The organism is Acetomicrobium thermoterrenum DSM 13490 (assembly GCF_900107215.1).
In the GTDB taxonomy this organism is placed as follows: Bacteria; Synergistota; Synergistia; order Synergistales; family Acetomicrobiaceae; genus Acetomicrobium; species Acetomicrobium thermoterrenum.
Genome location: NZ_FNPD01000005.1, coordinates 136,963 through 163,512 on the forward strand (window position 1 = coordinate 136,963; position 26,550 = coordinate 163,512).

The window sequence follows — 26,550 nt, forward strand, 5'->3', positions numbered from 1 at the left end:
GCTAAATGATTTTGCTATAGAAAATCTGAGACAAGGGCGCTTTTGCTCGTGGACTTGGCTTTGAATAAAGCTAAAGAGAGGACCGACGATATGATAATAAACCGGATAATGATTTCAATTTAATATATTGTGCATTGTATTACTTCTTTTTTTAATAATCTCACTCTGTTATGGCATTGTCGTCCCTTCCTTGGGGTAATTTAAGGGCAAGATACTTTGAAAAGTAAACTTGATCATTACAACAGTTACTATAATTGACAAATGAGAATTATTCAAGAAAAAATTACATTAAAAATATTTCATAAATATCGTCTGCCTTCCCCATGACCATGAACTTAAGTTTATTGACAAGACTTCCAGCTGCATATATATTTAAATCATCGAAGGGCTTTAAGAAGTTTGAATTGTTCTTTCATGGGAATTATCAGTAAGTATAGTCGGGAGGTGCGTGTAATGAAAAAATGTTTATTTTATCTGTCGGTTATCGCTTTGGCTTTGTTCGTATCGGTAGCTCCTGTCTCTGCCAAGACTTACGTTGTAGGCACTAGCGCCGGGTTTCCTCCTTTTGAGTACATTCAGGAGGGCAAAATCGTGGGCTTTGACGTCGACCTAATGAAGGCCATTGCAGAAAGCCAGGGCTTCGAGGTGAAGTTTCAAGACATCAGCTTCGACTCCCTCATCCCAGGGCTTAACGCAGGCACTATCGACATCGTGGCTGCAGGAATGACCATCACCGAGGAGAGGGCCAAAGTAGTAGATTTCACCGAGCCTTACTACTCGGCAAACCAGGCTCTGCTGGTCAAAGAAGGCAGCGGCAATACCTTAACGGTTCTTTTCGGCAATCACAATATCGCCGTCCAGACGGGCACCACGGGCGACCTCTGGGTAGAGGAAAATTTGGAAAAGACAGGGATTTTAACGGGCAAGGTTACGCGCTTTGACACCTTCGTGCTCGCCATTCAGGACCTGATCAACGGAAACGTCGACGGCGTGGTCCTCGATACTCCCGTCGCCAAAAGGTACGCGGCTGAAAAGCCCGTCGTCATGGTGGCGGAAATAATCACGGGCGAACAATACGGCCTTGCCGTGGCCAAAGGCAACAAGGAGCTCCTCGAAAAGCTGAACAAGGGGCTTGAGGAAGTAAAGACGAGCGGCAAGATGGACGAGCTTTTAAAGAAGTACTTTTAGCCTTTATTAGCGAATAAATGAGGGATTTCCTTGCTTGATGCTCTTGTTTTAATACAAAAGTCCCTCCCAACTTTGTTGGAAGGGACTTTTGTAACGATAAAACTAACTATATTGATTGTGGCCATGGGGCTTATTTTGGGCTTAATTTTGGCCTTTTGTCAGACCTATGGAAGCAAGATCCTTCGCATTGTGGTGGCCGTTTACGACAGGATCTTCAGGAGCATACCGGAGCTTGTTCTGCTGCTTTTAGTCTTTTACGGCATGCCGGGCATCGGTTTGAGATTGAGCCCCTTTTACGCAGCCGTGGTCGCCCTGGGGCTTCGTGCCGCCGCCTACATGGGCCAAATTTTCAGAGGAAGCTTTATGTCCGTAGGCTCGGACCAGCTGACTGCCGCCTACTCCCTCGGCATGAGCGAATACAAAGCCTTCATTTACGTCATCTTCCCCCAGGCGATGAGGGCCTTCATCCCGCCCTTCGCAAACGAGTACGCTATCATATTAAAAGACACTTCTTTAGCCTACGCCATAGGCGTAGTAGAGCTCCTTAGACAAGGACAATACATAATCACGGTGGAATACGAACCGCTGCCCATCTTCCTTGCCATCGCAGGCATTTACTTCGTCTTGACCTTCGGCGTGGCGAGGCTCTTAAAAAAGCTCGAAAACAAACTTAAGATCCCCGGGATAGGAGTGTAAAGAGGTCAAAATGGCAGGTAAACCGCTTCTTAGAGTCGTAAACGTAAAAAAGAGGTTCGGGGACAAGGTCGTCCTCGATGGAGTTTCCTTCACGCTGAACAAAGGCGAAACAAAGGTAATCATAGGTCCCAGCGGCACGGGAAAAAGCACCTTGCTTAAGTCCGTAAACCGCCTCGTCGTCCCCGATGAGGGCGAGATATGGCTCGAGGACACGGAAATCATAAGGTGCACGAATATAAACGCCGTGCGCCAGAAGATTGGTTACGTATTTCAGGACTTCGGGCTCTTTCACCACCTTACGGCTTTGGAAAACGTCATGATCGGCCTGACCAAAGTGAAAAGGATGCCCAAAAAAGAGGCCGTAGAAAAGGCCCGTTACGAGCTGAACAGGGTCGGACTAACGGGAATAGAAGACCTTTACCCCGCCCAACTTTCGGGAGGGCAAAAACAGCGCGTCGCCATAGCCAGGGCGCTCGCTATGGAGCCGATACTAATGCTTTTCGACGAACCGACGTCGGCACTTGACCCGGAACTGATTGGGGAGGTGCTGGCCGTCATGAAAGAGCTTGCCGAATCGAAGATGACGATGCTCGTCGTAACCCATGAGATGGGCTTTGCCCGCTCCGTCTCCGACGAGATTATTTTCATAGAAAAGGGCATAATAGTCGAGCAGGCCCCTCCGGAAAAGATGTTCAGGGAGCCCGAGCATCAGCGAACGAGGGAATTTCTCTTTAAGCTCAAGGATCTTTACGGGGAAGGCGGCGAATAGACCGTGCTTGAATTTTTAAGGCAATTCCTGATCGTCGACATCTTCATCTCCAACTTCGGCACGTTAATGAAGGGCCTTGCCTTCACCTTCGAGCTTGCTATCGTCGCCATGTTTTTCGGCACAATACTGGGGGTTTTGCTTGCCCTGGGTCGAAGCTTCGGCAATAGACCCCTCTCCTGGTTATGCACAGCTTACGTTGAGCTGATCAGGGGCACTCCTCTGTTATCACAGCTTTTCATACTTTACTTCGCTCTTCCGCCTTACGGGATCAGGTTATCCGCCGTATCCGTGGCCTTTTTGGGCTTTATCCTCAACTCGGCAGCTTACCAGGCCGAGTACACCCGCGGATCCATCGAGGCCGTAGGCGAAGACCAATTCAAGGCAGCCTACTCCCTAGGCATGGGCAAATGGCAGACCATATTTTACGTAGTCCTTCCCCAGGCCATTCGCTGGTCCATCCCGGCCTGGATGAACGAATTCATATATCTTTTAAAGTGCACCTCCATCGCCTACATAATAGGCGCACCCGACCTTCTGACCCAGGGAAAGTTCATCGCAAGCAGAAACTACCAATTCTTCAGGGTCTACCTCATCGTAGCAATCATTTATCTTGTGATAGTGCTTGCAGCCACCTGGATCGTCGGCAAAATAGAACAAAAGGTCCAAATCCCCGGCTTCGGTTACGACAAGGCAAGGCGCTAGTTTTTTTGCCAAAATTCATATGCCCTAAGCCCCTAGAGCTTTTTTAAAGGCTTTTAGGGGTTTTCTTTTCTTCTTCAATTGACAAATGAAAGAATATTTTATATCTTATAGATACATGGGACAGTATGTCCCGTTTTTTGGGAGGAGAAGATGGCAGAGAGATCTTTCAAGGCCGATACCGTCGGAAAAGTAACTGCTGTGATGGAGCTTTTGTGTTCCTCCGATGGCACCTACAGCTTAAGGGAGATAGAAAGCCTGACGGGGATCCCGAAAAGCACCCTCCATCGTCTGTTGAAATCCCTGGAAAGGGAAGAGTGGGTTTACGCCGATCCCGAGACGGAGCGATACCGCCCGGGCGTGAGGTTTTTTCTCCTTCACAATGAAAGGCTCTTCCACCAGGCTCTGATCAACACAGCCTCTCCCGAAATGGAGCGCCTCGTCCGCGAAACGAATAAGACCGCCATCTTAAGCGTCCTGGAGGGTTCGGTCGGGCTATGTATACACCATGTTGAACCCTCAAGCCCCGTAAAATACGTAGCTCATCGCGGAATGACCATACCCTTGCACGTAAGCGCCACGGGAAAGGTGCTTCTTGCCTTCAGCCCCAAGGATCTGCAGGAACGAATCATATCTTCATGCCTTCCTTCCGATGTCGACGCTCATCGCCTAATAAGTGAGCTTGAAAAGATCAAAAGCGACGGATTTGCCTACAGCAGAGAGGAATGGATAACCCACGCCGGTGATATAAGCGTACCTATGTTCGACTCGAGGGGGACCTTCGTCGCCCAGCTGGGGCTGGCGGGGCTGGCCGCCAGCTTCGACGGCCAAGAAGAGGCCATAGCGCAGATGTTGAAAGAAGCCTCCCGCCGCATAGGATCAAAACTTTAAAAAGAGTTTATAAAAGAAAGTCTTAAATAAAAAGTACGAAGAAGGAGGTAGTTTGACGTGAAAGAAATAAACGAACTGAACGGCAAGGCTATGACCATCAAACTCGACCCCGAACTTCCCGAATACCCTCCCTTTGAGCCAAACGTAAGGCGCGCTCCCGACAGAGGATTTACTCTGACCCAAAAGGAGGCGGAACTGGCGCTTAAAAACGCCCTTCGCTACGTCCCCGAGGAGCTTCACGAAAAGCTGGCGCCAGAGTTCATGGAAGAGCTCGTAACCCGAGGCCGTATCTACGGCTACCGCTTCAGGCCGAAGGGGCGCATCTGGGGACGGCCCATCGACGAGTACAAGGGAAAATGCATCGAGGGAAAGGCCTTCCAGGTTATGATCGACAACAATCTGGATTTCGAGGTGGCTCTCTACCCTTACGAGCTCGTCACCTACGGCGAGACGGGACAGGTTTGCCAAAACTGGATGCAGTACAGGCTCATCAAAAAATATCTCGAAATCCTCGACAGAGAACACACCCTGGTTGTCATGTCGGGACACCCCTTGGGACTTTTCAAATCCCATCCCGAGGCGCCGAGGGTAATCATCACCAACGGCCTGCTCGTGGGCATGTACGATGACCAGCAAAACTGGCACAGAGGGATGCAGCTTGGCGTGACGAATTACGGCCAGATGACGGCGGGTGGCTGGATGTACATAGGGCCTCAGGGAATAGTTCACGGCACGTACAACACCATTTTAAACGCCGGAAGGCTGCACCTCGGCCTCAAACCGGGCGAGGACATGCGGGGACATCTCTTCATATCTTCAGGCCTGGGCGGCATGAGCGGCGCTCAGCCGAAGGCCTGCGAGATCGCAGGAGCCGTCGGCATCATCGCCGAAGTCGACCCCTCTAGGATCGAGACGCGAAGAAAACAAGGCTGGGTCTCCTACGTCTCCTCCGACTTAGACGAGGTATTTCGCGTCGCCAACGAGCACCTCAAGAAGAAAGAACCTATATCCATAGCTTACTACGGAAACATTGTCGATTTGCTCGAATACGCAGTGAAACTCGGCATAAAAGCAGAGCTCATATCCGACCAGACGTCATGTCATGCAGCCTACGACGGCGGCTACTGCCCCCAGGGGCTGACCTTTGAAGAGCGGACAAAGCTGCTGTCCGAAGACAGGGAAAAATTTAAACAGCTTGTCAATAAGAGCCTTCGTAAGCACTTCGAGCTCATAAAGTCCCTCGTCGACCGCGGGGCCTACTTTTTCGACTACGGTAATTCCTTCATGAAGGCCGTCTACGACGCAGGCGTGAAAGAAATTTGCAAAAACGGCACCGACGAAAGGGAAGGCTTCATATTCCCCTCCTACGTGGAGGACATCATGGGGCCGCTCCTTTTCGATTACGGTTACGGGCCCTTCAGGTGGGTATGCCTTTCGGGCAAAAGAGAAGATCTCCTCAAGACGGACAGGGCAGCCATGGAGTGCATCGACCCGGACCGCAGGCCACAGGACAGGGATAACTACATCTGGATAAGGGACGCCGACAAAAACAACCTCGTCGTAGGAACACAGGCAAGAATTCTTTATGCCGACGCAGACCTTCGCCTTACCATCGCCCGAAAGTTCAACGAAATGGTGAGAAAGGGCGAAATAGGTCCCGTCATACTTGGCAGAGACCACCACGATACGGGCGGCACGGACTCCCCCTTCAGGGAGACGGCAAACATCAAGGACGGAAGCAACATCACTGCCGACATGGCCGTGCAGTGCTATGCAGGAAACGCCGCCCGAGGGATGTCTCTTATCGCTCTTCATAACGGCGGCGGAGTCGGAATCGGCAAGGCCATAAATGGGGGCTTCGGCTTGGTATTAGACGGTAGCGAAGGGGTAGATAAGGTCATAGACAGGGCCCTATCCTGGGACGTACTGGTGGGAGTAGCTAGGCGATCCTGGGCAAGAAACGACGGTGCCATGGAAGTGGCCAGATCGGTCAACGAAAAATCCAAGGAAAACTACCACATCACCCTTCCCTACATTCCCGACGAGGCACTTGTCGCCAACACGGTCGCCGAAGCGTTGAAAAAGAATTAAAAATTAAACAAACATAAGGCGGCTTTAAAAGCCGCCTTATGTTTTACGGATCTAAAAGGGCCCGTACCCGACTAAATGGGCAATAATTACCATGGCCGTGCCTATTAAGTGCCAGAATATCATGAGAGGCCAGATGAACTTAAACCACCTGTCGTAGGGAATTTTGGCCATGCCCAAGGCGGCCATGAGCACACCCGACGTGGGGATGATCTGATTGGTAAATCCGTCGCCGTACTGATATGCAAGCACCGCAGTCTGCCTTGTTACGCCTATGAGGTCGGCTATTGGGGCCATTATGGGCATCGTTGCCATGGCCTGCCCACTTCCCGAGGGGATGAAGAAATTAATTAGCGACTGAACCCAAAACATCCCCGCTGCGGACAAAGCTCCCGGTAAATGGGAAACCCAGTTGGCCAGAGCATAGATAACGGTATCGATTATCTGGCCTTCCGTCATCACGACCAATATGGCCCTGGCTATGCCCACTACGAGGGCGCCAAAGACAATGCTTTTGGTCCCGTCGGCGAAGGCTCTCCCGATTGCGTTGGGAGTAAGGCCTCCCACCAACCCGGAGATGACGCCCATGGCAAGAAATATAGTGGCAAGTTCCATTATGTAATACCCCTTCGCCATGACGCCGTAGATCATATAGGCAAAAAACAGCACCACAACCAACAAAACCAACTTATGGGAAGAAGTAAGCTTGGTCGATTCGCTAGTATAATGGCCTGGAACCTCTTCATCCTTAAAGAGGTCGTAGACGATGCTGCTTTTAGGATCCTCTTTGACCTTTGAGGCATATCGCATCACATAGTAACAGGCCCCGAGGAAAAGCAGGGCGTAGCCTACAAGCCTGATCCCTATCCCAGAAAAAAGCGGAAGTTCGGCGATGCTTTGCGCTACCCCGACGGTGAAAGGATTCAGGATGCCGCCTGCAAAGCCAACGGCAGCACCGGTAGATATAATAGCCGTCCCGACTATGGGATCGAAGCCGACGGCCCTGGCCAAAGCAACGCCCATGGGAATGAAGACTATCGTCTCCTCTGACATGCCAAAGGAAAGTCCTCCCAGGGAAAAGACGAACATGGTCGCGGGGATGAGAAGCTTTTCCCTTCCCTTTAATTGCAATACGACCTTCGATATCCCTGCATCAATAGCACCCGTCGCCTGAATTATCGTAAAGGCCCCTCCGACGATGAAGATGAAAAATATCACCTCACCGGCAGCGATCATTCCCTTTGGAACGGATGCAAAGACATCGAAAAAGCCAACGGGAGTCGGTTCAACGTAGTGAAAGCTGTCGGGATCGACGAGCGTTCTTCCCGTAGCCTCGTCCCTATACCTCTCGAACACCCCGGCAGGAACTACGTAAGTACCTACCGCCACCACGATAACGATCATAAACAAAAGCACATAAGTATGTGGTATGGCCAACTTTCGCATTTTTAGCCACCTTTCTTTTCAAAAAGTCCGTAAATACGCTGTTTGTGATATTTACTGGTTCTCCGGGCAGCTACACACCCCCTTTACAGCCCCTTCCCCCATTCGTAGATTTTATTAACATGCAAACTTTTTACCACGATCGTTAGGAAACTGTCAAGGCACTCCTGGGGGTATAGGAAAACAAACTTCCGCTTGCAGAATGCATAGGGGTGTTTTATAATCGAATACGCAGTGGGCGACTAGCTCAGCGGGAGAGCGCTTCCCTCACACGGAAGAGGTCACAGGTTCGAAACCTGTGTCGCCCACCATTTTTATTGGATTTCCTTAGGCAGATGCATATCCTCAATATCGTAAAGCCCCGATGCTATGGATAGGGCATCGGTAATACCGCACTCCACCAGGGGAGCGAGATAGTTAGCGCCTCCAAAGATCAACATATAACCTCGCGTACGATCTTTTATGCTCATCTGATATTTTGGCGGCATTAGATACCCCAACTCGAAAAGTCCGCTTATGTTGTCGTTTTTGCAGTCGTTGATGGCCTCCACAACCTTTTCGTACATAAAGGAAGGAAAGGTCTTGATGGCGGCCGTGACGCAGCCTTTCCCCGTGCGAACCGCAGACATCACTTCAGTGAAGCCTCCCCTTATCAAAAGCTCTCCCGGGCTCAAGGTAGTGCCCGAATGGGATATAACATCGACGAAGCCCTTGCCTTTGTAGCCCTGCAGCCTGAAAAGTCCTGTAGCAACGGTCTCCACATAGACGCCGCAGCGCCTCAAGGCTACATCGTAATTGGCCGAAGAAAGGCAAAGGATGGCGCAGCGACCTTCCGGAACCCTGTAGTTCCAAATCCTCTTTCCCTGGGGTAAGATCGCAACCAAGGGCGAGACGATGACGTTGGACTCAGACACCTCGGCCAACAACGACAGAGCTTCATCTTTTAGCTTCTCTGGAACGGAGGTGATGTTCACGATGACCTTGCCCTTGTTAGAACAAGGATCCAGATCGCTTTTCATGATCAGCATTTCCGTCTCCATGGAAGAAAGGCCTATGCGATCGAAGACGAAGATGGCTCTAGCCTCCTCGCTGCCTTCGGCGGTAAGCATCACGCCCTTTCTTCCAAAGCGCGTGATAAGGCCTTCCTTCTCCAGGTTGGACAGGTGATAACGAACGGTTCTGTCGTCGATGGAAAAACCGCGCTTATCGAGCTGTTCCTTCAATTCGACAGAGGTCAACGGATCCTCCGAAAAATAGAGGCTCCTAAGTATTTCTATAACTGTTGGCGGATATTCTTCTGCGTTGTTTCCCATCGGTATCTTCACCGGTTATCAACTCCCGTTGTATCTGTATAAATTTCAGCATTTATATTAGTATACCTCAAGAAGGTATGGCAAATCGGAGAGCTGTCAAGCGATGCTCAAACGGGGCTCTCCGATTTGTAGATTTCGTTAATAGACCAATCCCGTGCTTCGATGGAAGAACAGGGCCTTAAGGTATGTAATCGGGCAAAAACGCCTTTTCAAGATCTCGATATTTATTAAAGCCTATCAAATCTTTAAATTCCCCGAAGGGGACCACGAGGTCCGTCCTTCCTTCGGCGATGCCATCTTTTATCACGTCAAGGTAATTCATCATGCCCCTTATGGCAGCAAACAGAGGACCTACTGGGATGCTTATACGAGCTACTCCCATCTCGCGAAGCTCGTCAATGCTAATAAGAGGAGTCTTGCCGCCGCTTACGGCATCGAAGAGATTAATGCTAATGGGTGCCTGAATTTCCCTTATTAATCTTTTTATGTCTTCTTTGGTGCGGGGAGCCTCGATGAATATTAAATCCGCTCCGGCTTCAGCATAGGCATTGCCTCTGCGTATGGCCTCCTCCACACCGCTTACGGCTATGGCATCGGTCCTGGCGTTAATGACGAAATCGGGGTCCAATTTCTTTTTGACCTCTATGCAAGCCTTTATCTTGAGCACCATTTCCTCCATCGGAATTATTTGCTTTCCTTCAAGGTGCCCGCATCGCTTGGGGAAAACCTGGTCTTCTATATTCATTCCCGCCGCACCCGCTTTTATGAACTCCTCCGTAACCCTCATGGCGTTTATTGCGTTGCCAAAGCCTGTATCGGCATCCACCATGACGGGTATTTCTACTGCATCTATTATGTTTTTGGAAAAGTTCAACGCCTCGGAGAAGGATAAAAAGGCCATATCGGGAAGTCCAAGATATGAAGCCGAAAGGCCGAAGCCGCTGACCTGACAGGCCTTAAAGCCTGCGCGCTCTATGAGCTTAGCAGAAATAACGTCATGAGCGCCCGGACAAACGAGGGCTTTTCTTTCCAAGATCATATTTTTCAACAAGGTCGATTTCTTCATACAGACGATCCCTCCAGATCAATTTTTTTGCTGACCATCTTTTCTATTATCAAAAAACCGACGGCGACGGCAAGTCCAATCATCGAATAAAGATGATGGGGAAAAAGCAGCAGCACTCCTCCTGCGAAAAAGGCCGCTCTAAACAAAAGGTTCGTCCTGCTGTCTATGTGTCCGAAAAAGCCGTAAGCCATAAATATGGCTCCCAAAAAGCCGGTGACTGCACAGATTAAAATCTGCAGAGGCGCCCCCCTGCCAACGAAAGCGGGGTTCCAGACGAAGAAAAAGGGCATGATGAAGGCCACGATACCCAATTTCACCGAATTAATTCCCGTCTTAAACCAGTCGCCCTTTGCTATGCCTGCAGCCACGATTGCCTGGGTGCAGGTAGGTGGCGTTAGACCGCCGAGCAGCGACCAATAAATGAAAAATAGATGGAGCGCCACAGCATCAGCTCCGAGTCTGAGCAGGGAAGGAGCCAGAATGGAAAGGGAGAGGACGTAAGTGGGAACGACGGGAAGTGAAGTCCCCAAGATAAAGGGGACGAACGTGCTTATAATCAGAGCGAATATGAAGCTGTCCTGTCCCACGCTCATTATCAGGCTGCTTATCTTAGGAGCTATGCCCGTTATGCCCACCATGTTTACCAAAATGCTGACCGATACCAGTATGGGAACGATCCTGGCAAGGCTTATGCCGCCTTCAGCCAAAGCGGCGATCATTTTTTTTATGCTTTTCATAAGTCCGCTTTCGGGAATTTCACTTATGAACATGAGAATTATGGTAGAAAGACAGGTATAAAATCCTGCGGTAAGGAGGGGCCTCCCGACGGCAACAAGGCCCAGCAAAACAACGATGGGAATGACGAGACAGGAGAGGCGCCTGAAGGTCAATATTTCCTTCCACTCGGGAATCTCATCTTCCGGCACGGGAGCCAGGCCCAACCTCAAGGTCATAAACTGCACGCCAGCATAGACACTCGTGTAATAGAGGACGCAGGGAATGATGGCGTAACCTATTATCTTTAAATATGAAATTCCCAAAAATTCGGACATCATGAAGGCGGCGATGCTCATTATAGGCGGAGTTATGCCGCCTCCCGTAGAGGCGACCGCCTCAACGGCTCCGGCAAAGTTGGGAGGATATCCCAGACGCTTCATCATCGGTATAGTGTAGCTTCCCGTGACGGCGACGTTTGCCACTCCGCTTCCCGATATGCTTCCAAAAAGCGCGCTGGCCACTATGGCGGCTTTAGCAGGACCTCCCTTCCATTTGCCTGTCAATGCAAAGGCTATATCTATGAAGGTCTTCCCTCCCCCACCGGCCGACAGCAAGGCCCCAAAGATTATGAAAAGGGATATGAAGGTGGCCGACATGGCGGTGACGCTGCCGTAAATACCCAAGGGAGAGAAATAGACCGAGTTGACTACGAAGTCCCAGGACAACCCTCTCAATTTCCACATTCCGGGAAATATGTCTCCAAAGAGGGCATAAAATATCAAGCCGGCAACAATTATCGGGATGGCCCAACCCACGGCCCTCCTGGTAGTATCGAGGATTATGACGGTTAAGGCGATCCCGAGCAACAGATCTAACGTATCTGCGCTTCCGGGATACATGTAAATATTTAGCGTCTTGATGTATATATTCACATTTGCCGCTATTATAAAAAGAAGTTCTAAGATGTCCAGCGTAGTCAGCCTGTTCGTCTCGTACTTTTTCTTAAAGGGAAACACCAGCGCGGCCAAGGATATGCCGAGACCTACGTGAATCGCCCTAAGCTGCAAATCGAGCAAGTGAAAATATATCGGAACAGTAAGCTGCGCCACGGAAAGCGCTACAGCCAACCAAAAGATGACGGAGGTCTTTACATCGGGAGCATCGATTCTGTCTTTGGTCATGTCAAATATTGATCCTCCTTCTCATATCCCCCTATGTCAGGGACATATAAGGGGCAGCCGAAGAGGGATATTTCCTGCGGAATGATCGGCTGCCCCTTTGCCTTATTTGGGTCTACTTTTTGTATTCAGGAGGTATAAACCTCTCAGGAACTTCGATGCCCCTTTCCTGGGCGTAACGTATCAGACCTGCATGAGCGTAAATTTCACCGCCCTCAGGGACGTTTTCGAAGAAATCTGCCACGGGGTCCCAACCCTTAATTGCGGGATAGGCGGACGCCACTTCATCGAAACCTTCGACGTAGGCTTTAACGATTTGATACCCGATTTCCTCGGGCAGATTGACCGATGCTACGGCCCCTACGATGGCGCACTCTTCCATGATGGGTCCCACGTCCGGCAACTGCTTGATCTTGCCCTTGGGCGTCTCGAGGAAGATCATGTAGGGGTAACGCTCCCTTATCTTAGCCACGTCATCTTCGCTGTAACCTATGACCGTGATGGGAAGGGTGAGGTTGACCTCGATCATGGAAGCATCCAGGCTGTCCAGGGGTGATGTCTTTTGAAGTCCCACTATCCTTCCGTTTTTCATGGCGTCAACGGCATCTCCGTAGGCTGCAGGAACGAGGTCTATCCCGACTTTAAGAAGTTCGTTAAATTTAAAGACATATTCGGCCGATGCGGAGCCGGGGATGCCGGGGCTGAACTTCTTGCCCTTCAGTTCCTTAAAGGTAGTGACGCCTGAGTCCTTTCTCACGTACAGACGATCGGCAGTAATATTGCGCATGAAAAGCCAGCGAACGTCTTCCCACTTCTCCTTCTCGAAGGTATCCATACCCTTCACCATTTGATAGGCAGAAGGCAGATCAACACATAACGCAAAATCGAACACCCCCGTCTTGATTTTCCTTAAGTTATCGAGGGCTGCGCCGCTTTCGATGACCGTAACCTGAATGTCGTTTTGGGCCTCGTTTATCACGTTTGCCGTAGCGACGCACCAGGCATAGACACCCGAGGTGGAGGACGTGCTTCCCATATTGAGGTATTGTTTTTCCGCCATTGCCGGCGAAGTTAAAAGACACAAGGCTATGGCGAAGAAAAGGAACCAAAATCCTTTCTTTTTCATCTTTCTTCCCTCCTTAAAATTATGACTGCTCAAAATATCTTCCCTTCAGGACTCGCTCCATACCGCTTTTACGAATTTAGACCGTACACTTATCCTGCCGCGAAATCCCCGTACTTCTTAAGGTAAGGTACCAACCCTCCTTCTTTTAAGATGGCTTTCATGATATCGGGCATCTTTTCCATGGGAATTTTTATGTCCTTAGATATGTTCAAAACAAACCCTCTTTCCAGGTCCACCTCAAGTTCGTCTCCGTCATCTATTTCGTCGGTATCACATACCAGGGCGGGAAGGCCGATGTTGATGGCATTTCTGAAGAAAATCCTGGCAAAGGACTTCGACAGCACTGCTGATACGCCCGATTCCTTTATAGCGATGGGGGCCTGCTCTCTCGATGAACCGCATCCGAAGTTTTTTCCGGCTACGACCATGTTTCCCCGTTTCATTTTCTTCGAAAATTCGGGGTCGATGTCCTCGAACAAATGAGCTGCCAGATCGCTTAAATTCAAGGTTTTTGTGTATTTGCCGGCTATTATGTAGTCGGTGTTTACGTCATCGCCAAACTTGTGGGCCTTTCCCTTCAATAAAAGATCGCTCATCTTCCATCACCTTTCTGCCGACTTCAGTCCAAGTACTTTCTAGGGTCGGCTATTCTGCCCTCTATCGCCGAAGCTGCGCACGTAGCGGGTGAGGCCAAATATATGTTCGACTTGTTGTTGCCCATTCGACCCTTAAAGTTTCTGTTAGCCGTGGAGATGACGTTTTCTCCCTCTCCCGGCACGCCAAGATGTGTGCCCGGACAGGGTCCGCACCCCGGCGGGATGAGCGTAGCTTTTGCTTCGACCAAGGAGGCTATGATGCCCTGCTTTGCGGCCTCAAGCATAACCTCCCTCGAAGCAGGACATACGAGCAGCCTGACAGAATCATTTACCTTCCGCCCTCTTAAGATACTTTCAGCTTCCTTTAAATCCTCTAAACGTCCGTTGGTGCAGGTGCCTATGAAGACCTGCTGTACGGGAATTCCGATGGCTTCATCCACGGGGTGGACGTTGTCGACGGCGTGGGGAAAGGCCACTTGAGGTTCGAGGTTAGCTGCGTCGATATGGAGAACATCTATGAAATTTGCATCTGCGTCGCTCAACTTGGGAGTAAAGAAACGAGATGAACGGCTGCGAACCCATTCGAGCGTCTTCTCATCTGGCGGGACTATCCCCCCCTTGGCCCCCGCTTCGATCGCCATGTTACAAAGCGTCATCCTGCCTCCCATTGACATGTCGTCGATGCAACTGCCTGTAAATTCGAGACAGAGGTAGTCCGCCCCGTCGGATTTCAATATTCCTATGATGTGAAGCATGAGGTCCTTGGGATAGACTCCACGGGTTAGCCCCTTTTCGACGACGATCTTCATGGTCTGGGGGACCTTAAGCCATAATTTGCCCGTAAGGAGCACGCCGCTTGCGTCGGTTGATCCTATGCCGAAGGAAAATGCCCCGACGGCACCGTAAGTGCAGGTATGAGAATCGGTCCCGAGGGCGATGTCGCCAGGCAAGACCATCCCCTTCTCCAGCATCAGTTGATGGCAGATCCCTTCGCCGACGTCGAAGAACCTTATTCCCTGCTCCTTCGCGAAGCTTCTCAACATATCGTGGAGACCGCTGATCCGTTCGTTTGGACTTGGCGTGGCGTGGTCAAGGACGAAGGCAACCTTTGCGGAGTCCCACACCCTTTCCCTTTCAAATTCCCTGAAGGCCTTGATCGCAAGCGGGCCCGTGGCGTCGTGACACATCAACATATCTACGGGTACCACGCAATAATCTCCTGCCTTAACCTCTTCGCCGACGTGACCGGAAATTATCTTTTCGACAATCGTCTTTCCCATATCGATGCCCCCTGTCGTCTCTTTCGTATAGGAGTGGGCGATGTTTTGATGTTTTAGGGTAAGATAGTTATTCAAGCATGCAATATTGGAAGTGTCTTTCCATTGGTTGTTTTAAAAATACCACTAATATAATTTTTGTCAATAGTAGGATGGCATGATTTTTAGTGATATCGATGATGTCTCTTAATATCCACAGGGCGAACAAAAACATCATTAATATAACGTATGTTCCAGCGGTCTTTGAAGGCGAGACACCTCTGTATCTCCTTCTTTCCGCCGCTAATTGAGTTAGTTTCCCTGCTTATCAATAAAAAGAAATTTCATGACCGGCACAATACATATATATGCATTGTATCATTTGGTCAAAGACAAATAGATAAATTTTTAGCGATATAACCCTTTTTCATATATTGACTTAAAGGTAAAGGAGTGATAAGCTCGACAAAGATAGGAAATATATATCCGTTATTATGATGCAAAGGGCATCACGATCGGAGGGATCGAATTGGAAAAGGTTTCGTTATTGGTGTCAACGGGAAATTTGGGCGATAACATAATCGAGGAGGGATCCTTTTACGAAGGAGTGAAACGTCAGATCGATTGTTTCGCCGCAGATGCCGGCACTGCCGATGCAGGTCCCACCTTTTTGGGCGCCGACATGCCCCACAACCCAATCGAGTGGGAGGAACACGACCTAGAACTTCTCCTGGTAGAAAGCAGAAAAAGAAACGTTCCTATGATAGTTGGCTCCTGTAGCACAACAGGTACCGACAGCGCAGTGGACAGATATGCAGATATCATCAGAAGGCTTGCCAAAAAACACGGGTTGGAGCCCTTCAAAATGGCCTTGATATACTCTCAGGTCAGCAAGGAGGAGCTGCAAAGAAGGCTCAAGGATATCGAACCTCTCGAGGCTCCCTACGAACTTACCGAAGAAGTCTTAAACGAGACGACAAACGTAACGGCATCCATGGGCATAGAGCAGATCGTACACGCCCTGGAAGAAGGCGCAGACGTAATTTTAGCGGGCAGGGCCTGCGACGACGCTGTCTTGGCGGCCTACCCCATATATAAGGGCTTTCCCAAGGGTATCAGCCTGCATATGGGCAAAGCTGCCGAATGCGCATCGCTGGTATGTTGGCCCCAGATGGTGAAGGAATCCATCATAGCGACGGTCACCAAAGAATACTTTTCAATAGAACCCATGCATCCGGCACAGCGGGCGACGCCCCACAGCGTGGCGGCCCACTCGATGTACGAGAGGACAAACCCCTTTGTACAAGGTGTGCCCGGCGGGATTTTGGACATGCACGAATCCGAGTACGTCGCCGAAACGGACCGCATCACCAGGGTTTACGGGAGCAAATTCGTCCCCTCTCCCGACGGAACCTACAAGGTGAAGCTGGAGGGAGCCGGCGAGGTGGGCTACAGGGTGTATCACCTGGTCGGAATCAGGGACACGAGGGCCATCGCAAACATCGACCAAATATTGGTGGATACCCGAAAGAAGGTCTCTCAGATCATAGGCCCCCACAGAGACAAAGACTACGAACTTTACTTTCACGTTTATGGCAAAAACGCCATCATGAAGGAATTCGAACCTCAAGAGCAAATCACAAGCCAAGAACTTGCCATCGTCATAGAAGCCATATCAAAAGACGAGGAGTTGGCCACCTCCGTGGCAAAGTGCGCCAAATTCCGCTTTTTCTACATGAGCTATCCCGGACAGATGAATTCCTCCGGCGGATCGGTGGCGCTTCTTACGGACGAACCGCTTTATCCCAAAAACAAATGCTATAAATGGACGGTGGATCACCTCCTGCGATTGGACGATCCGCTGGACGATAAGATATTCAGATTCTCCTTTGAAACTGTCAGGGGAAGGTAACGATGAGCGCGCCGAGGGACGAAAAGGATACGTTGCTCTGCAAGCTTGCCCGCTACTACGCCTCGTTGTCGTATGACGAAGTTCCTGCCAAAGTCATAGAAAGGGCAAAACGTTCACTGGTGGACTTCTTGGGCGAGCTGGCTGCAGGTTTTTACGTGGGGGAGCTGGCCGAGGCGGTAAATCCCTACCTTGTGGAGCTCGGAGGCAAGCCTGAGTCGACTTTACTTTGCGTAGGCAGAAAGATGCCTGCCCAAAACGCCGCCTTCGGAATGGGAGTAATGGCACATGCCATAGAGCTCGACGACGGCCACAGGTGGGGAACGTCACATCCTGCCGTGGCAATCATGCCTGCCGTGCTGGCCGTAGCCGAAAGGGAGAAAAGCTCTTACAGCGAAATCCTTTTAGCCATAGTCATCGGCTACGACATGATGCTTCGGGCGGCCAGGGCGATAAACCCCGCACACCTTAAAAGAGGGTTCCATTCGACTGGGACATGCGGCTCTTTAGGCGCTGCTGCTGCATGTGCGAAGCTTTTAAACTTGGACGAAGAAAAGACGGCTTACGCCATATCGATGGGCGGGCTTCAAAGCGCAGGATTACAGGAGATGCTCCACGACCATCCGGGCGTGAAGCCCCTTCAGCCGGGAAAGGCTGCCTCCGCAGGCGTCCTGGCAGCAGACTTAGCAAAGCGCGGTGCCAAATCTCCCAGGACCCTTTTTGAGGGAGAGCACGGCTGGCTTAAGGCCATGTGCGATTCGAATTACTCCGCCGAAGCCTTAGTAGGAGACCTTGGAACCCGATTTGAGATTCTTTACACCTACACGAAGCTTTATCCCACCTGCAGGCACTGTCACGCTGCCATAGACCTGGCGCGGGAGGCCAGGGAAACGCTATCCTGTGAACCGGCCGATATAGAATCCATCGAAGTCAAAACTTACAGGCTCGGCATCGTGGAAGTTGGCCGGATACAGGTGCCAAAGACCCTACAGGAGGCCATGTTCAGCCTTCCCTTTGCCGTAGCAATAGCATTGACCCGAGGAAACGTCACGCTACAAGACTATACACCTGAGACGTTAAGCGATCCGAAGCTCATCTTTTTGGCCAAAAAGGTCCAAGTAATTGAAGACCAAAAATTAAATGACCTGTACCCCGAAGAAAGGGGTGCTCATATGAAGATAGTTTTAAAAGACGGCCGAAGCTTTGAAGAATACATCCCCGTCGCCAAGGGAGAGCCGGAATTTCCCGTTACCGACGAAGACTTAAAGAAAAAGCTGCAAGCCATGTTATCCCCCTACTACCCCAACGCCTTCTTCGAAGGCCTGTGGAAAATGACGGTAGAGGGGAATATCGAAAGTCCAAGCTACAGAGAGATTATTGAACACTTTGGGAGGTTTTGTTCATGAAGACAAAAAATATCTGTGATTTAGCCAGAACCGTCAGGAGCAAAAATGCCGGAAGCTTCATGATAACCCTGGAGATCATATTCGACGACCGGCAAGTGTACGAAAGGGTAAAAAAAAGCGGAGCCATAACGAGGGAGGCGATAGCCAAGGCCTATAACGTAGAACCCGAAAAGATCTTAGACTTCATGTTCTTCGATCCGGGCATGGGCATCAAGGCAAATTATCAGCGCCCGATCCCAAGCGGCGGACCTGCCGAAACGGACGTCTACGGCTGTCAGCAGTACGCTCCCCTCTTCTCGCTTGAAATACCTTGGGAGGAGTGACGATGAGTAAGACCATCGCCGAAACCTTGGCAGATTTCATACAAAGGGCATCTTACGAAAATTTGCCCAAAGAGGTGACCCACCAGGCTAAAAGATGCCTTTTGGACACCTGCGGAGCCGTAATAGCGGGAAGCTATCACTCGACGTCAGGAAAGATAGCCCAAAACTACGCAAGGTCCCTGGAGGAGCCGCCCAAGGCTACGATAATTGGAACGGACATCATGAGATCTCCTCAAACGGCTGCCTTCGCAAACGGCATCGCAGCACACGCTCTGGAGCTCGACGACGGCTCAAGGCATGCAACCTACCATCCCGGATCCTCGATCATACCTTCCTCCCTCGCCCTATGCGAGGCGGAAGGTAAAGCTGCTCAGGATTTGATCGCCGCTATCGCCGTTGGCTACGAAGTCTCCATAAGGATAGGAAAATCCATGAACCCACACCACTACCTCAAGGGATTTCATCCAACGGGAACGGTCGCTCATTTTGGCACGACGGCAGCCTGCTCCCAAATATTAAACTTAAGCGTCGAAGAAACGGTCAACGCCTTAGGACTTGCCGGAAGCCTGGCCTCTGGCATAAATCAATACGAAATTGATGGTTCTCTGGTAAAACATTTACATCCAGGAAATGCGGCAAGAAACGGAATCTTGACTGCCTTACTGGCTAAAGAAGGCCTGACGGGCCCAAGGGGCGTAATCGAGGGACGACTTGGTTTCTGTCACTGTTTTTCCGACCGATACGACATCTCTTCCATCACGGAAGGTTTGGGAACCCAATATGATATTTTATCCATTTACTTCAAGCCCTACCCCTCCTGCAGGTACGTCCACTACGCAAACGAGGCTACATTGAACATCCTAAAGGAGCACCCTATGACACCAGAAGACATTGACCAAATCCATATCCTCACACACCAAAACGCAAAGCAGGGCTCTGATATCCCCGATTACCAAACGGTCTTGCACGCACGCTTGAGCATCCAATACGGAATAGCCTCAATATTAGCCAGAGGCAAAGCCGGGCTTCAAGAGTACACGGAAGAGGCGATAAAAGATCCAAAGGTGCATGAAATTGCAAAAAAGATCACCATAGAAATAGATCCTGAAATTCAAAAACTATATCCGAATCCCAGGAGCATGATCGTCCAAATTAAGGATAAAAAAGGCAATATCTATTCATCGCGCGTAGATTATCCAAAGGGTGACCCGGAAAATCCAATGACAGACGAAGAATTGACAGATAAGTTCATCGACGTCACGGAAGGGGTCATTTCAAAGAAAAGACAGGCGGAGATCATTGAAAATACGTTAAACGGATCGCACGACGCGCCGGTAAGAAGTTTGATGAGACTGTTAAGGTTCTAAGTCATATTTTTTAAATTAATAGAGGAGGAAAAGAAGATGTCGGAAAAACAGACGATGAGCAGACGGTTATCGGAATTCGCTGTCAACTTGAAATATGAGGACATTCCTTCGGAGGTGATGGAACACCTCAAAAACGTCATGCTTGATGGCTACGGGTGCGGGCTATTCGGATCCACCACCCCGTGGATGAAGATCTACAAAGACGTCCTGACCGCCAGAACGGATAGAAAGGAAGCCTCCATATGGGGAACGAGGGATAAAACTTCCGTCACGGCCGCTATGATGATAAACGGCTCGGCCATAAACTCCTTTGAGCTCGACGACACGCATACCGACGGGATAATTCACGTTTCCACAGGAGTTTTGGGATGCGTCACCTCCTTTGCCGAGATGCTTGAAAATATTAGCGGGAAGGAATTTTTGGTCGCTGCCGCCCTGGCCTACGAGATATCCTGCCGCGTGGCCGCACCCATCGGCATGGAGCTGGCCCACGAGGGATTTAACAACACAGGCACCACCTGCGTATTCGGCTCTACGGCGGGCGTGGGAAGGCTGCTTGGCTTAAACGCTGAGCAAATGCAACACGCCATGGGAATTTCAGGAAACTGGGCAAGCGGCCTGCAGGCCGTACAGTTCGCCTCCATGGCAAAAAGGATAGTGCCCTCCAAATCCTCGGAAGGAGCCATCGTCGGAGCTTTGCTCGCCAAAGAGGGCTTCACGGGGATCGAAGACGTCTTCGAAAACGAATTCGGAGGATTTTACCATTGCTTCACCGACAGAGTCTACAACGAAGAGCGCACCTGCGGCGAATTGGGCGACCGGTGGGAGCTCATGGGCATTGGACTTAAGTTTTACTCCACTTGCCGAAGCAAACACACGACCATAGACGGCTTGAGAAAGTTCAGGGCGGAACATCCCGAGATAAAGCCTGAAGACATTAAAAAAATAGTCGTTCACACCACGTCCATAACGAGAAAGTACTCCGTCGACGCCGACGATATAAAAAGCGTAGTTTCAGCCCAATTAAGCCATCCTTATGTCTGTGCCGTTACGCTCATGGAAGGGAACGCCTTCATAGATCAGTTCACTGAAGACAAGATCAAAGATCCCAAGATATTGGAGTTCGCAAGAAAAGTAGAAGTCGTAGACGATCCTGAAATAGAAAACCTGCCAAGGGCTCTTCGCTACACCGTGAAAATAGACATCCACTTAAACGACGGACGCGTATTCAACCTGGAGGTAAATTATCCCAAGGGACATCCCAAAAACCCCTTCACTAAGGAAGAGTTGCTTTGGAAGTTCAAAACCCTGGGCTACAAGGCGATCCCCGACGACAAAAAACTCGACAAGATCGCCGAGGCCTTATTTAACCTGGAAGAAATCAAAAACGTCAAAAACTTCGTGGAGCTTTTGAGAAAGGAATAACTTTTAAATACCAAGCGGGGTGCCGTCGGCCACCCGCTTGGTATTTTTTTATTTAAAATCAATAGCATAAAATAAATATCAAATCATTTACGTTTGTGCCCGTCGGCCCCGTCTTTATCAAGCTATTAACTTTTTGTAAGGCATGATAGGAGTCGTTGTCGTTTAAGGCGTCGTCGATATCTATGCCGACTTCCTCTAGCGCTTTGGCCGTCTTTCCGTCGACGATTCCGCCCGCCGCATCCGTCGGGCCGTCGGTGCCATCCGTTCCTACGGAGGCTATGACAACTCCCGGATAGTTTCTTATGCCTCGGGCAGCGGACAGGACAAGCTCCTGGTTTCTGCCTCCCTTTCCGGTTCCTTTTACGTGTACGACCGTCTCACCGCCCAGGATTATCACACAAGGCCTTTCAAGAGGCCTTTCTTTTTCAACCTCTTCTCTGGCAATTGAAGCCAAAAACAAGCCTGCTTCGCTTGCCTCACAATCTAGCGTGGTAGTCAGGATCATGGCATTGTATCCCAAACTTACAGCCACATTTTTTGCGCTTTCGCATACCTTGGAGACGCTTCCTATTATCCTGGTTTCAACGTTGTCGAGGCTTTTAGGGGTTTCTTCCCTTAGGCTTTGAAGTATATGCTTCGGCAATTTTAAGTCGTATTTCCTTATTATTTTTCTTACGTCTTCGTACCTCGTCGAGTCGGGATAAGCGGGGCCCGAGGCGATGCTGTCGATCCTGTCGCCCAAGACGTCCGAAAGAACGAGGGAATACACCCTGGCTGGCGAGGCCATCAGAGCAAACTTTCCGCCCTTTACCCGAGACAGGCGCTTTCTTATGGCGTTTATCTCCACGATATTGGCCCCGCACCTTAAAAGCATATCGGTGACGTTTTTTATATCCTCCAGGCTCACGCCATCTACAGGAAGCTCAAAAAGTGCAGACCCTCCTCCGGAGACCAAAAACAGCACAGTATCGCCCTTCGATAGGCCCTTCGCAAGTTCTACGGCCTCTTTCGTGGACCTGATCGTATTTTCGTCGGGTATGGGATGGCCCGCTTCGTAGATCTTAAGCCCCTCGATTGGGCCTTGGGAATGTCCGTATTTGGTGATGACAACGCCGCCTTTAACTTTTTCCTTAAGACAGTCCTTCGCGGACTTGGCCATCCTCCAAGCGGCTTTTCCTATGGCGACCAAATAAATCTTGCCACCCAAATCCAGCTTTTTAAGCTCTTGTTCCACTCCCCTTTCGGGCAATACCGAGCTAACAGAATCCTCTATTATCCTAAAGGCATCTTCTTTTAAGCTTTTCATTAGCAGCAGCTCTCCGTTACAGAAGTATTAAGCTGATAACCCATATAGCGATTGCCGCGGTTACGCCTTCCAGTAAAGTCCCTAAAGTTTGAAGCTTGTAAGCTTGATCGACCTTCATCCTCGAAAATTGTGATACAACCCAAAAATAGCTGTCATTTGCGTGAGATACGACCATTGAACCGGCTCCAATTGCTACTACGGTTAAAGCTAAAGCTAAGGGCGAAGTTAAACCTAATGAACCCATCAATGGAGCCATTAAAGATGCACTGGTTATTATGGCAACGGTGGAAGAACCTTGAGCAGACTTTAATGCTGCTGCTACTATGAAAGGCAACCAAATGCCTAAATTCACAGTTGTGAGACTTTCTCCTAAGACACTTGCTATGCCAGAATTCTGTAAAATTTTGCCGAAAGCACCGCCGGCTCCCGTAATCAAGATAATGGCAGCAGCATTAAGTAGCCCTTCCCCCACCCACCCGCTAGAAGACAACATCATTTTATCCAATTTTTTGGGTAGGGTAAAAGCTATAATAACGCCTATTAAAAGAGCAATTACCGGATTGCCTACAAAACCAAAAAAGGAGCTAACAGCACCCGCTCCAAAAGGTTTTGTCGGGAAATCGGATATAGATTTAAGCAAAATTAATATGATAGGTAAGATAATGGGCATAAAAGAATTGAAGGTCGAAGGGGCTCTCTCTGTTCTTTTCGCTATTTCGTCATCGTTTAGTTCCGGTTCAGGTTCAATATATATCTTTTTACCCATCATATTTGAATACAATACCCCTATCAAAAGGGCCGGGATGGAGACAATTATACCTATTATGATTACTAAACCTAAGTCTGCTCCAAGAATGCCTGCGGCAGCTATGGGACCAGGTGTGGGGGGCACCATTGTATGGGTTGCATATAATCCCAAACTAAGCGCTAAACCCGTGGCCGCGAGAGATAATTTCGCTTTCTTTGTAATAGCCTTATTTAAAGGCGAAAGTATTACAAAACCCGAATCGCAAAAGATAGGGATAGAAACTATATAGCCAATTATAGCCATCGCCAAGGGAACTCTCTTTTCTCCGGTAATTTTGAGGACGGCTTCGGCCATCTTAAATGCTCCGCCTGACTTCTCAAGGAAAGTCCCAATGATAGTGCCTGCAGCAATAACTATGCCAATGCTTCCCAAAGTTCCCCCGAATCCACCGGTAATCGAATCGATTATGTCCTTCAACCCCATGCCGGAAAAAAGACCATACAACACAGCCGTGAACAATAAGACTAGAAATGGATGAAGATTTACTTTTGCAGTCATGTAAACTATAAATATGACCGATAAGATTAAGAGCACAATTAACCAGAAACCCATCTTATATACCTCCTTTTAAAATACACTGAAAAAAGTTGTTCAATGTTTTTTTAAAAATAATAATATTTGGGTAACATTTTTAATTATATATCTTTAGTCGCTGCAATTTGCACTCCACTAAAAAGTGATAGGCTTCAATCCGCAAGCGCTTTCTTAAATAGCACCAGATAATCTTCTTTGCTCATTTCACGGGGGTTGCTCTCCGTGGAAATGTTCTTAGCGGCCATATCGGCCAACCTCTCAAGGTCTGATTCTTTCACGCCAAGGCTCTTGAAAGCAGGCAGGCCCACTTCTACCGCCAGTTCCTTCACTCTTTCTACAGCCTTCATGGCACCTTCTCTCGAATTTTCAAAAGTCTTTCCCATTGCCTTTGCGATCCTTGCGTACTTTTCTATGCAAGACTCGGCGTTGTATTCCATAACGTAGGGCAACAGCACGGCGTTGCAAACCCCGTGGGGCGCATCGTAAATGCCGCCTAAGGCCTCGGCCATGCAGTGAACGGAACCAACGTCGGAGTGGCTAAAGGCGATCCCGGCAAGCAAACTTCCCACCAACATGCTGGCCCGCGCCTCAATGTCTTTCCCATCTTTCACCACCTTTGCCAAATTGTGCGTTATCAGCTCAATAGCGTATAAAGCCAGTGCATCGCTGACAGGCTCAGAAACCTTGACGGTGTAGGCCTCGATGGCGTGTGTCAAGGCATCCATGCCCGTCGAGGCAGTTATATGAGGCGGAACGGTTACGGTAAGTTCAGGGTCGAGCATGGCAACCTTTGCAGCCATGTAGGGGCTTCTTACCGTCATCTTGTAGTTGTTTTCGGTGTCGGTAATGACCGCCGAAAAGGTAACCTCACTTCCTGTGCCGGCAGTAGTTGGTATGGCGACGAAGGGAAGGATTGGCTTTTTTACTTTAGTCCTTCCCTCGAAATCCTTAATCCTCTCCCCGCCGTGGGAAACCAAAACGCCAATTGCCTTGGCGCAATCAATAACGCTTCCTCCACCTATGGCTATCATTGCATCCGCTTGAAAGCTACTTACGGCCCTAGCGCCGCTTTCGACGTTTCGATCCTTTGGATTGGGATCTATCCCATCGAAAATGCTGTAGGAGATCCTTTGTTCATTTAGGATGGGCTTTATTTTCCCCAGCAAGCCTGCCTTTTCGATGCCGGGGTCTGTGATTATGCATACTTTTTGGGCTCCGAGTTTCTTTAGTTCGTCCCCAAGCTTAACAACGATACCCACTCCGTATTCGATCCTCGTTGGCAACTCGAAACTAAATTGCCTCAATATGTTCGTCATTTTCATCACCTTTTCGTATAAAGCTTATCGCGAGATCATAAAATTGGTTTTCACAAATTTCATATCATCTCATCAATTGCTCAATATCCTTCGAAAATTATAATACCACATATACAAAAAAGAAACGGCTATGCCGCTGCTAAAGAAATGGAGCGGCATATCGACTTCGTCGAGGAAAGACTAAGGCTGCTTTAAAACCTTATTTTATTAGTCAAATATTAGAATTCCCAAGTGAATATATTTAAAAAAACCACCCAAATTTTGCTCGACCTAAACACTCAAAGTATGAATGAACACAGAACATATTGTAGCCCAATTCAACCCGTGTACCTTTTACAATCACTTTAGAAGATAAAGATATAGGAGCGTCTCTCCTTCTGCCTAAGAAACCTTGGATTTGGCTTGTCGCCATACCACCTCCTTCAGGGATGATCAGGAGCTGGTTTTACAGGGGTTTTCTCCTTCGCGTCCTTTTTTAGTTTTCTTTGCGATATCCTTCAAGGAGGCCTTCCTTTCCGATTCCACAGTGAAGCCTTCGTTGTGCTTGTCAGGATATGTGGCAAGGAAGGCATTGGCCTCCTCGATGGAAGTGATGCCCGCCAGGCGCATGTCGACGACGAGCCGGTGCTGCAAGGTACCTCAGAGGCGTTCCAAAACACAAAGTTTTCGCGCTCGTTTTAAAGACATTTTGAGGTCACCCGCATTCTTCTTCATGTTCAGTATTATGACTCATAGGGGTGACATTTTCCCTGTCCCCTTAAAGGGTGACATTATCGCTGTCCGGTCACAGAGGCAACTGATCGCGTAAAATATTTGTAGGAGATTTTCAGAGGTAAAAAGAAAGGGACCCCTCCTTTTGGTAGAATCTTTGTAGCACACAAAAACTCATAAAGGAGGGTCCCAACTTGAACAAGGATATTTTACTACAAATAGCAATAAACTTCATCAAGGAGTTGCTTGAATTCTTCGGTGATTCCGAGGTCAGGACATTAGCGGAAATTGAAGACGAAATCTCTCGGATCATGAAGGCCTTCATCCGAGAACTGATAAAGGCTTACTTCGAGCTTGCAGATGAGGCCATATTAAAGGACAAAACATCTCGAAAGGAAAGAGGGTTAGTCGTAGAAAGG

22 protein-coding genes, 1 tRNA gene and 1 pseudogene are annotated in these 26,550 nt (G+C 49.2%); 13 read left to right on the plus strand and 11 right to left on the minus strand.

Translation table 11 applies throughout. The annotated features are described in order from the left end of the window. The first annotated feature begins 453 nt into the window (after positions 1–453). The 6 genes from BLU12_RS05540 to BLU12_RS05565 all read left to right on the plus strand — a co-directional run bounded on the left by BLU12_RS05540 (position 454) and on the right by BLU12_RS05565 (position 6,334). A complete protein-coding gene (locus tag BLU12_RS05540; RefSeq protein WP_091461173.1) occupies positions 454–1,188 on the plus strand; it encodes a basic amino acid ABC transporter substrate-binding protein in 735 nt (244 codons plus the stop codon). Between the two features lie 30 nt (positions 1,189–1,218). Next, positions 1,219–1,884: an amino acid ABC transporter permease gene (locus tag BLU12_RS05545; RefSeq protein WP_091461174.1), complete on the plus strand. Its 666-nt coding sequence runs from the start codon at positions 1,219–1,221 to the stop codon at positions 1,882–1,884. 10 nt (positions 1,885–1,894) lie between these two features. Beyond that, complete coding sequence (locus tag BLU12_RS05550; RefSeq protein WP_091461178.1) at positions 1,895–2,653, plus strand: amino acid ABC transporter ATP-binding protein; 759 nt, start codon at positions 1,895–1,897, stop codon at positions 2,651–2,653. A gap of 3 nt (positions 2,654–2,656) precedes the next feature. Further along, positions 2,657–3,355, plus strand: coding sequence for an amino acid ABC transporter permease (locus BLU12_RS05555; RefSeq protein WP_200778720.1), 699 nt, complete (start codon positions 2,657–2,659; stop codon positions 3,353–3,355). Between the two features lie 150 nt (positions 3,356–3,505). Then, on the plus strand, positions 3,506–4,243 hold the full coding sequence (locus BLU12_RS05560) for an IclR family transcriptional regulator (RefSeq protein ID WP_091461180.1): 738 nt from the start codon (positions 3,506–3,508) through the stop codon (positions 4,241–4,243). A 90-nt stretch (positions 4,244–4,333) separates the two neighbouring features. Further along, positions 4,334–6,334 carry a urocanate hydratase gene (locus BLU12_RS05565; RefSeq protein ID WP_091461247.1) on the plus strand — a complete coding sequence of 667 codons (2,001 nt, stop codon included), beginning with the start codon at positions 4,334–4,336 and terminating at the stop codon, positions 6,332–6,334. Positions 6,335–6,385: 51 nt separating this feature from the next. Here the strand turns inward: BLU12_RS05565 and BLU12_RS05570 are convergent, their stop codons facing one another. Continuing rightward, a complete protein-coding gene (locus tag BLU12_RS05570) occupies positions 6,386–7,777 on the minus strand; it encodes a YfcC family protein (protein WP_091461183.1) in 1,392 nt (463 codons plus the stop codon). 233 nt (positions 7,778–8,010) lie between these two features. Between BLU12_RS05570 and BLU12_RS05575 the strand changes: the two genes are divergently transcribed. Further along, a tRNA-Val gene (locus BLU12_RS05575) sits at positions 8,011–8,085 on the plus strand. A gap of 3 nt (positions 8,086–8,088) precedes the next feature. Here BLU12_RS05575 and BLU12_RS05580 read toward each other — a convergent pair. From BLU12_RS05580 to BLU12_RS05605, 6 genes are all read right to left on the minus strand, one after another. Then, a complete protein-coding gene (locus BLU12_RS05580; protein WP_091461185.1) occupies positions 8,089–9,099 on the minus strand; it encodes a DUF128 domain-containing protein in 1,011 nt (336 codons plus the stop codon). Positions 9,100–9,265: 166 nt separating this feature from the next. After that, entirely contained in the window at positions 9,266–10,153 is an 888-nt protein-coding gene (locus BLU12_RS05585) for an isocitrate lyase/PEP mutase family protein (RefSeq protein ID WP_091461187.1), read from the minus strand. Further along, positions 10,150–12,051, minus strand: coding sequence for a TRAP transporter permease (locus BLU12_RS05590; protein WP_234945486.1), 1,902 nt, complete (start codon positions 12,049–12,051; stop codon positions 10,150–10,152). The genes BLU12_RS05585 and BLU12_RS05590 overlap by 4 nt, the downstream gene beginning before the upstream one ends. A 112-nt stretch (positions 12,052–12,163) precedes the next feature. Then, positions 12,164–13,174 carry a TAXI family TRAP transporter solute-binding subunit gene (locus tag BLU12_RS05595; protein WP_091461192.1) on the minus strand — a complete coding sequence of 337 codons (1,011 nt, stop codon included), beginning with the start codon at positions 13,172–13,174 and terminating at the stop codon, positions 12,164–12,166. Positions 13,175–13,263: 89 nt separating this feature from the next. Then, positions 13,264–13,770, minus strand: coding sequence for a 3-isopropylmalate dehydratase small subunit (locus BLU12_RS05600; protein WP_091461194.1), 507 nt, complete (start codon positions 13,768–13,770; stop codon positions 13,264–13,266). Positions 13,771–13,793: 23 nt separating this feature from the next. Continuing rightward, positions 13,794–15,050, minus strand: coding sequence for a 3-isopropylmalate dehydratase large subunit (locus BLU12_RS05605; protein ID WP_091461197.1), 1,257 nt, complete (start codon positions 15,048–15,050; stop codon positions 13,794–13,796). A 505-nt stretch (positions 15,051–15,555) separates the two neighbouring features. On the opposite strand from BLU12_RS05605, the gene BLU12_RS05610 reads away from it, so the two are divergent. From BLU12_RS05610 to BLU12_RS05630, 5 genes are read left to right on the plus strand one after another with little or no spacing between them, the layout of a single operon-like run. Then, entirely contained in the window at positions 15,556–16,938 is a 1,383-nt protein-coding gene (locus tag BLU12_RS05610; protein WP_091461199.1) for an acyclic terpene utilization AtuA family protein, read from the plus strand. A 2-nt stretch (positions 16,939–16,940) separates the two neighbouring features. Further along, positions 16,941–18,341: an MmgE/PrpD family protein gene (locus BLU12_RS05615; RefSeq protein ID WP_091461201.1), complete on the plus strand. Its 1,401-nt coding sequence runs from the start codon at positions 16,941–16,943 to the stop codon at positions 18,339–18,341. Beyond that, on the plus strand, positions 18,338–18,664 hold the full coding sequence (locus BLU12_RS05620) for a DUF4387 domain-containing protein (RefSeq protein WP_091461204.1): 327 nt from the start codon (positions 18,338–18,340) through the stop codon (positions 18,662–18,664). The genes BLU12_RS05615 and BLU12_RS05620 overlap by 4 nt, the downstream gene beginning before the upstream one ends. Positions 18,665–18,666: 2 nt before the next feature. Further along, the gene (locus tag BLU12_RS05625; RefSeq protein WP_091461206.1) at positions 18,667–20,031 is read left to right on the plus strand and encodes an MmgE/PrpD family protein; all 1,365 of its coding nucleotides are present in this window, start codon (positions 18,667–18,669) and stop codon (positions 20,029–20,031) included. A gap of 36 nt (positions 20,032–20,067) precedes the next feature. Beyond that, complete coding sequence (locus BLU12_RS05630; RefSeq protein WP_091461207.1) at positions 20,068–21,456, plus strand: MmgE/PrpD family protein; 1,389 nt, start codon at positions 20,068–20,070, stop codon at positions 21,454–21,456. A 58-nt stretch (positions 21,457–21,514) separates the two neighbouring features. On the opposite strand, the gene BLU12_RS05635 is transcribed toward BLU12_RS05630, so the two are convergent. The 4 genes from BLU12_RS05635 to BLU12_RS09945 form a co-directional block, all read right to left on the minus strand. Beyond that, positions 21,515–22,762 (minus strand): glycerate kinase type-2 family protein, encoded by a 1,248-nt coding sequence (locus tag BLU12_RS05635; RefSeq protein ID WP_091461209.1) that lies wholly within the window; start codon positions 22,760–22,762, stop codon positions 21,515–21,517. A gap of 16 nt (positions 22,763–22,778) precedes the next feature. Continuing rightward, a complete protein-coding gene (locus tag BLU12_RS05640; RefSeq protein ID WP_091461211.1) occupies positions 22,779–24,122 on the minus strand; it encodes a GntP family permease in 1,344 nt (447 codons plus the stop codon). Between the two features lie 134 nt (positions 24,123–24,256). Beyond that, the gene (locus BLU12_RS05645) at positions 24,257–25,420 is read right to left on the minus strand and encodes an iron-containing alcohol dehydrogenase (protein ID WP_091461213.1); all 1,164 of its coding nucleotides are present in this window, start codon (positions 25,418–25,420) and stop codon (positions 24,257–24,259) included. A 432-nt stretch (positions 25,421–25,852) separates the two neighbouring features. Continuing rightward, positions 25,853–26,053: a hypothetical protein gene (locus tag BLU12_RS09945; protein WP_091461214.1), complete on the minus strand. Its 201-nt coding sequence runs from the start codon at positions 26,051–26,053 to the stop codon at positions 25,853–25,855. A 272-nt stretch (positions 26,054–26,325) separates the two neighbouring features. On the opposite strand from BLU12_RS09945, the pseudogene BLU12_RS05655 reads away from it, so the two are divergent. Continuing rightward, positions 26,326–26,550, plus strand: a pseudogene (locus BLU12_RS05655) (ISLre2 family transposase); the annotation flags it as partial.

Coding starts and splice junctions, on each gene's coding strand:
- BLU12_RS05550 (WP_091461178.1), top strand. CDS start 1,895: ATGGCAGGTAAACCGCTTCTTAGAGTCGTAAACGTAAAAAAGAGGTTC.
- BLU12_RS05620 (WP_091461204.1), top strand. CDS start 18,338: ATGAAGACAAAAAATATCTGTGATTTAGCCAGAACCGTCAGGAGCAAA.
- BLU12_RS05645 (WP_091461213.1), bottom strand. CDS start 25,420: ATGACGAACATATTGAGGCAATTTAGTTTCGAGTTGCCAACGAGGATC.
- BLU12_RS05635 (WP_091461209.1), bottom strand. CDS start 22,762: ATGAAAAGCTTAAAAGAAGATGCCTTTAGGATAATAGAGGATTCTGTT.
- BLU12_RS05605 (WP_091461197.1), bottom strand. CDS start 15,050: ATGGGAAAGACGATTGTCGAAAAGATAATTTCCGGTCACGTCGGCGAA.
- BLU12_RS05540 (WP_091461173.1), top strand. CDS start 454: ATGAAAAAATGTTTATTTTATCTGTCGGTTATCGCTTTGGCTTTGTTC.
- BLU12_RS05585 (WP_091461187.1), bottom strand. CDS start 10,153: ATGAAGAAATCGACCTTGTTGAAAAATATGATCTTGGAAAGAAAAGCC.
- BLU12_RS05640 (WP_091461211.1), bottom strand. CDS start 24,122: ATGGGTTTCTGGTTAATTGTGCTCTTAATCTTATCGGTCATATTTATA.
- BLU12_RS05595 (WP_091461192.1), bottom strand. CDS start 13,174: ATGAAAAAGAAAGGATTTTGGTTCCTTTTCTTCGCCATAGCCTTGTGT.
- BLU12_RS05590 (WP_234945486.1), bottom strand. CDS start 12,051: ATGACCAAAGACAGAATCGATGCTCCCGATGTAAAGACCTCCGTCATC.
- BLU12_RS05615 (WP_091461201.1), top strand. CDS start 16,941: ATGAGCGCGCCGAGGGACGAAAAGGATACGTTGCTCTGCAAGCTTGCC.
- BLU12_RS05570 (WP_091461183.1), bottom strand. CDS start 7,777: ATGCGAAAGTTGGCCATACCACATACTTATGTGCTTTTGTTTATGATC.
- BLU12_RS05560 (WP_091461180.1), top strand. CDS start 3,506: ATGGCAGAGAGATCTTTCAAGGCCGATACCGTCGGAAAAGTAACTGCT.
- BLU12_RS05565 (WP_091461247.1), top strand. CDS start 4,334: ATGACCATCAAACTCGACCCCGAACTTCCCGAATACCCTCCCTTTGAG.
- BLU12_RS05600 (WP_091461194.1), bottom strand. CDS start 13,770: ATGAGCGATCTTTTATTGAAGGGAAAGGCCCACAAGTTTGGCGATGAC.
- BLU12_RS05630 (WP_091461207.1), top strand. CDS start 20,068: ATGTCGGAAAAACAGACGATGAGCAGACGGTTATCGGAATTCGCTGTC.
- BLU12_RS05625 (WP_091461206.1), top strand. CDS start 18,667: ATGAGTAAGACCATCGCCGAAACCTTGGCAGATTTCATACAAAGGGCA.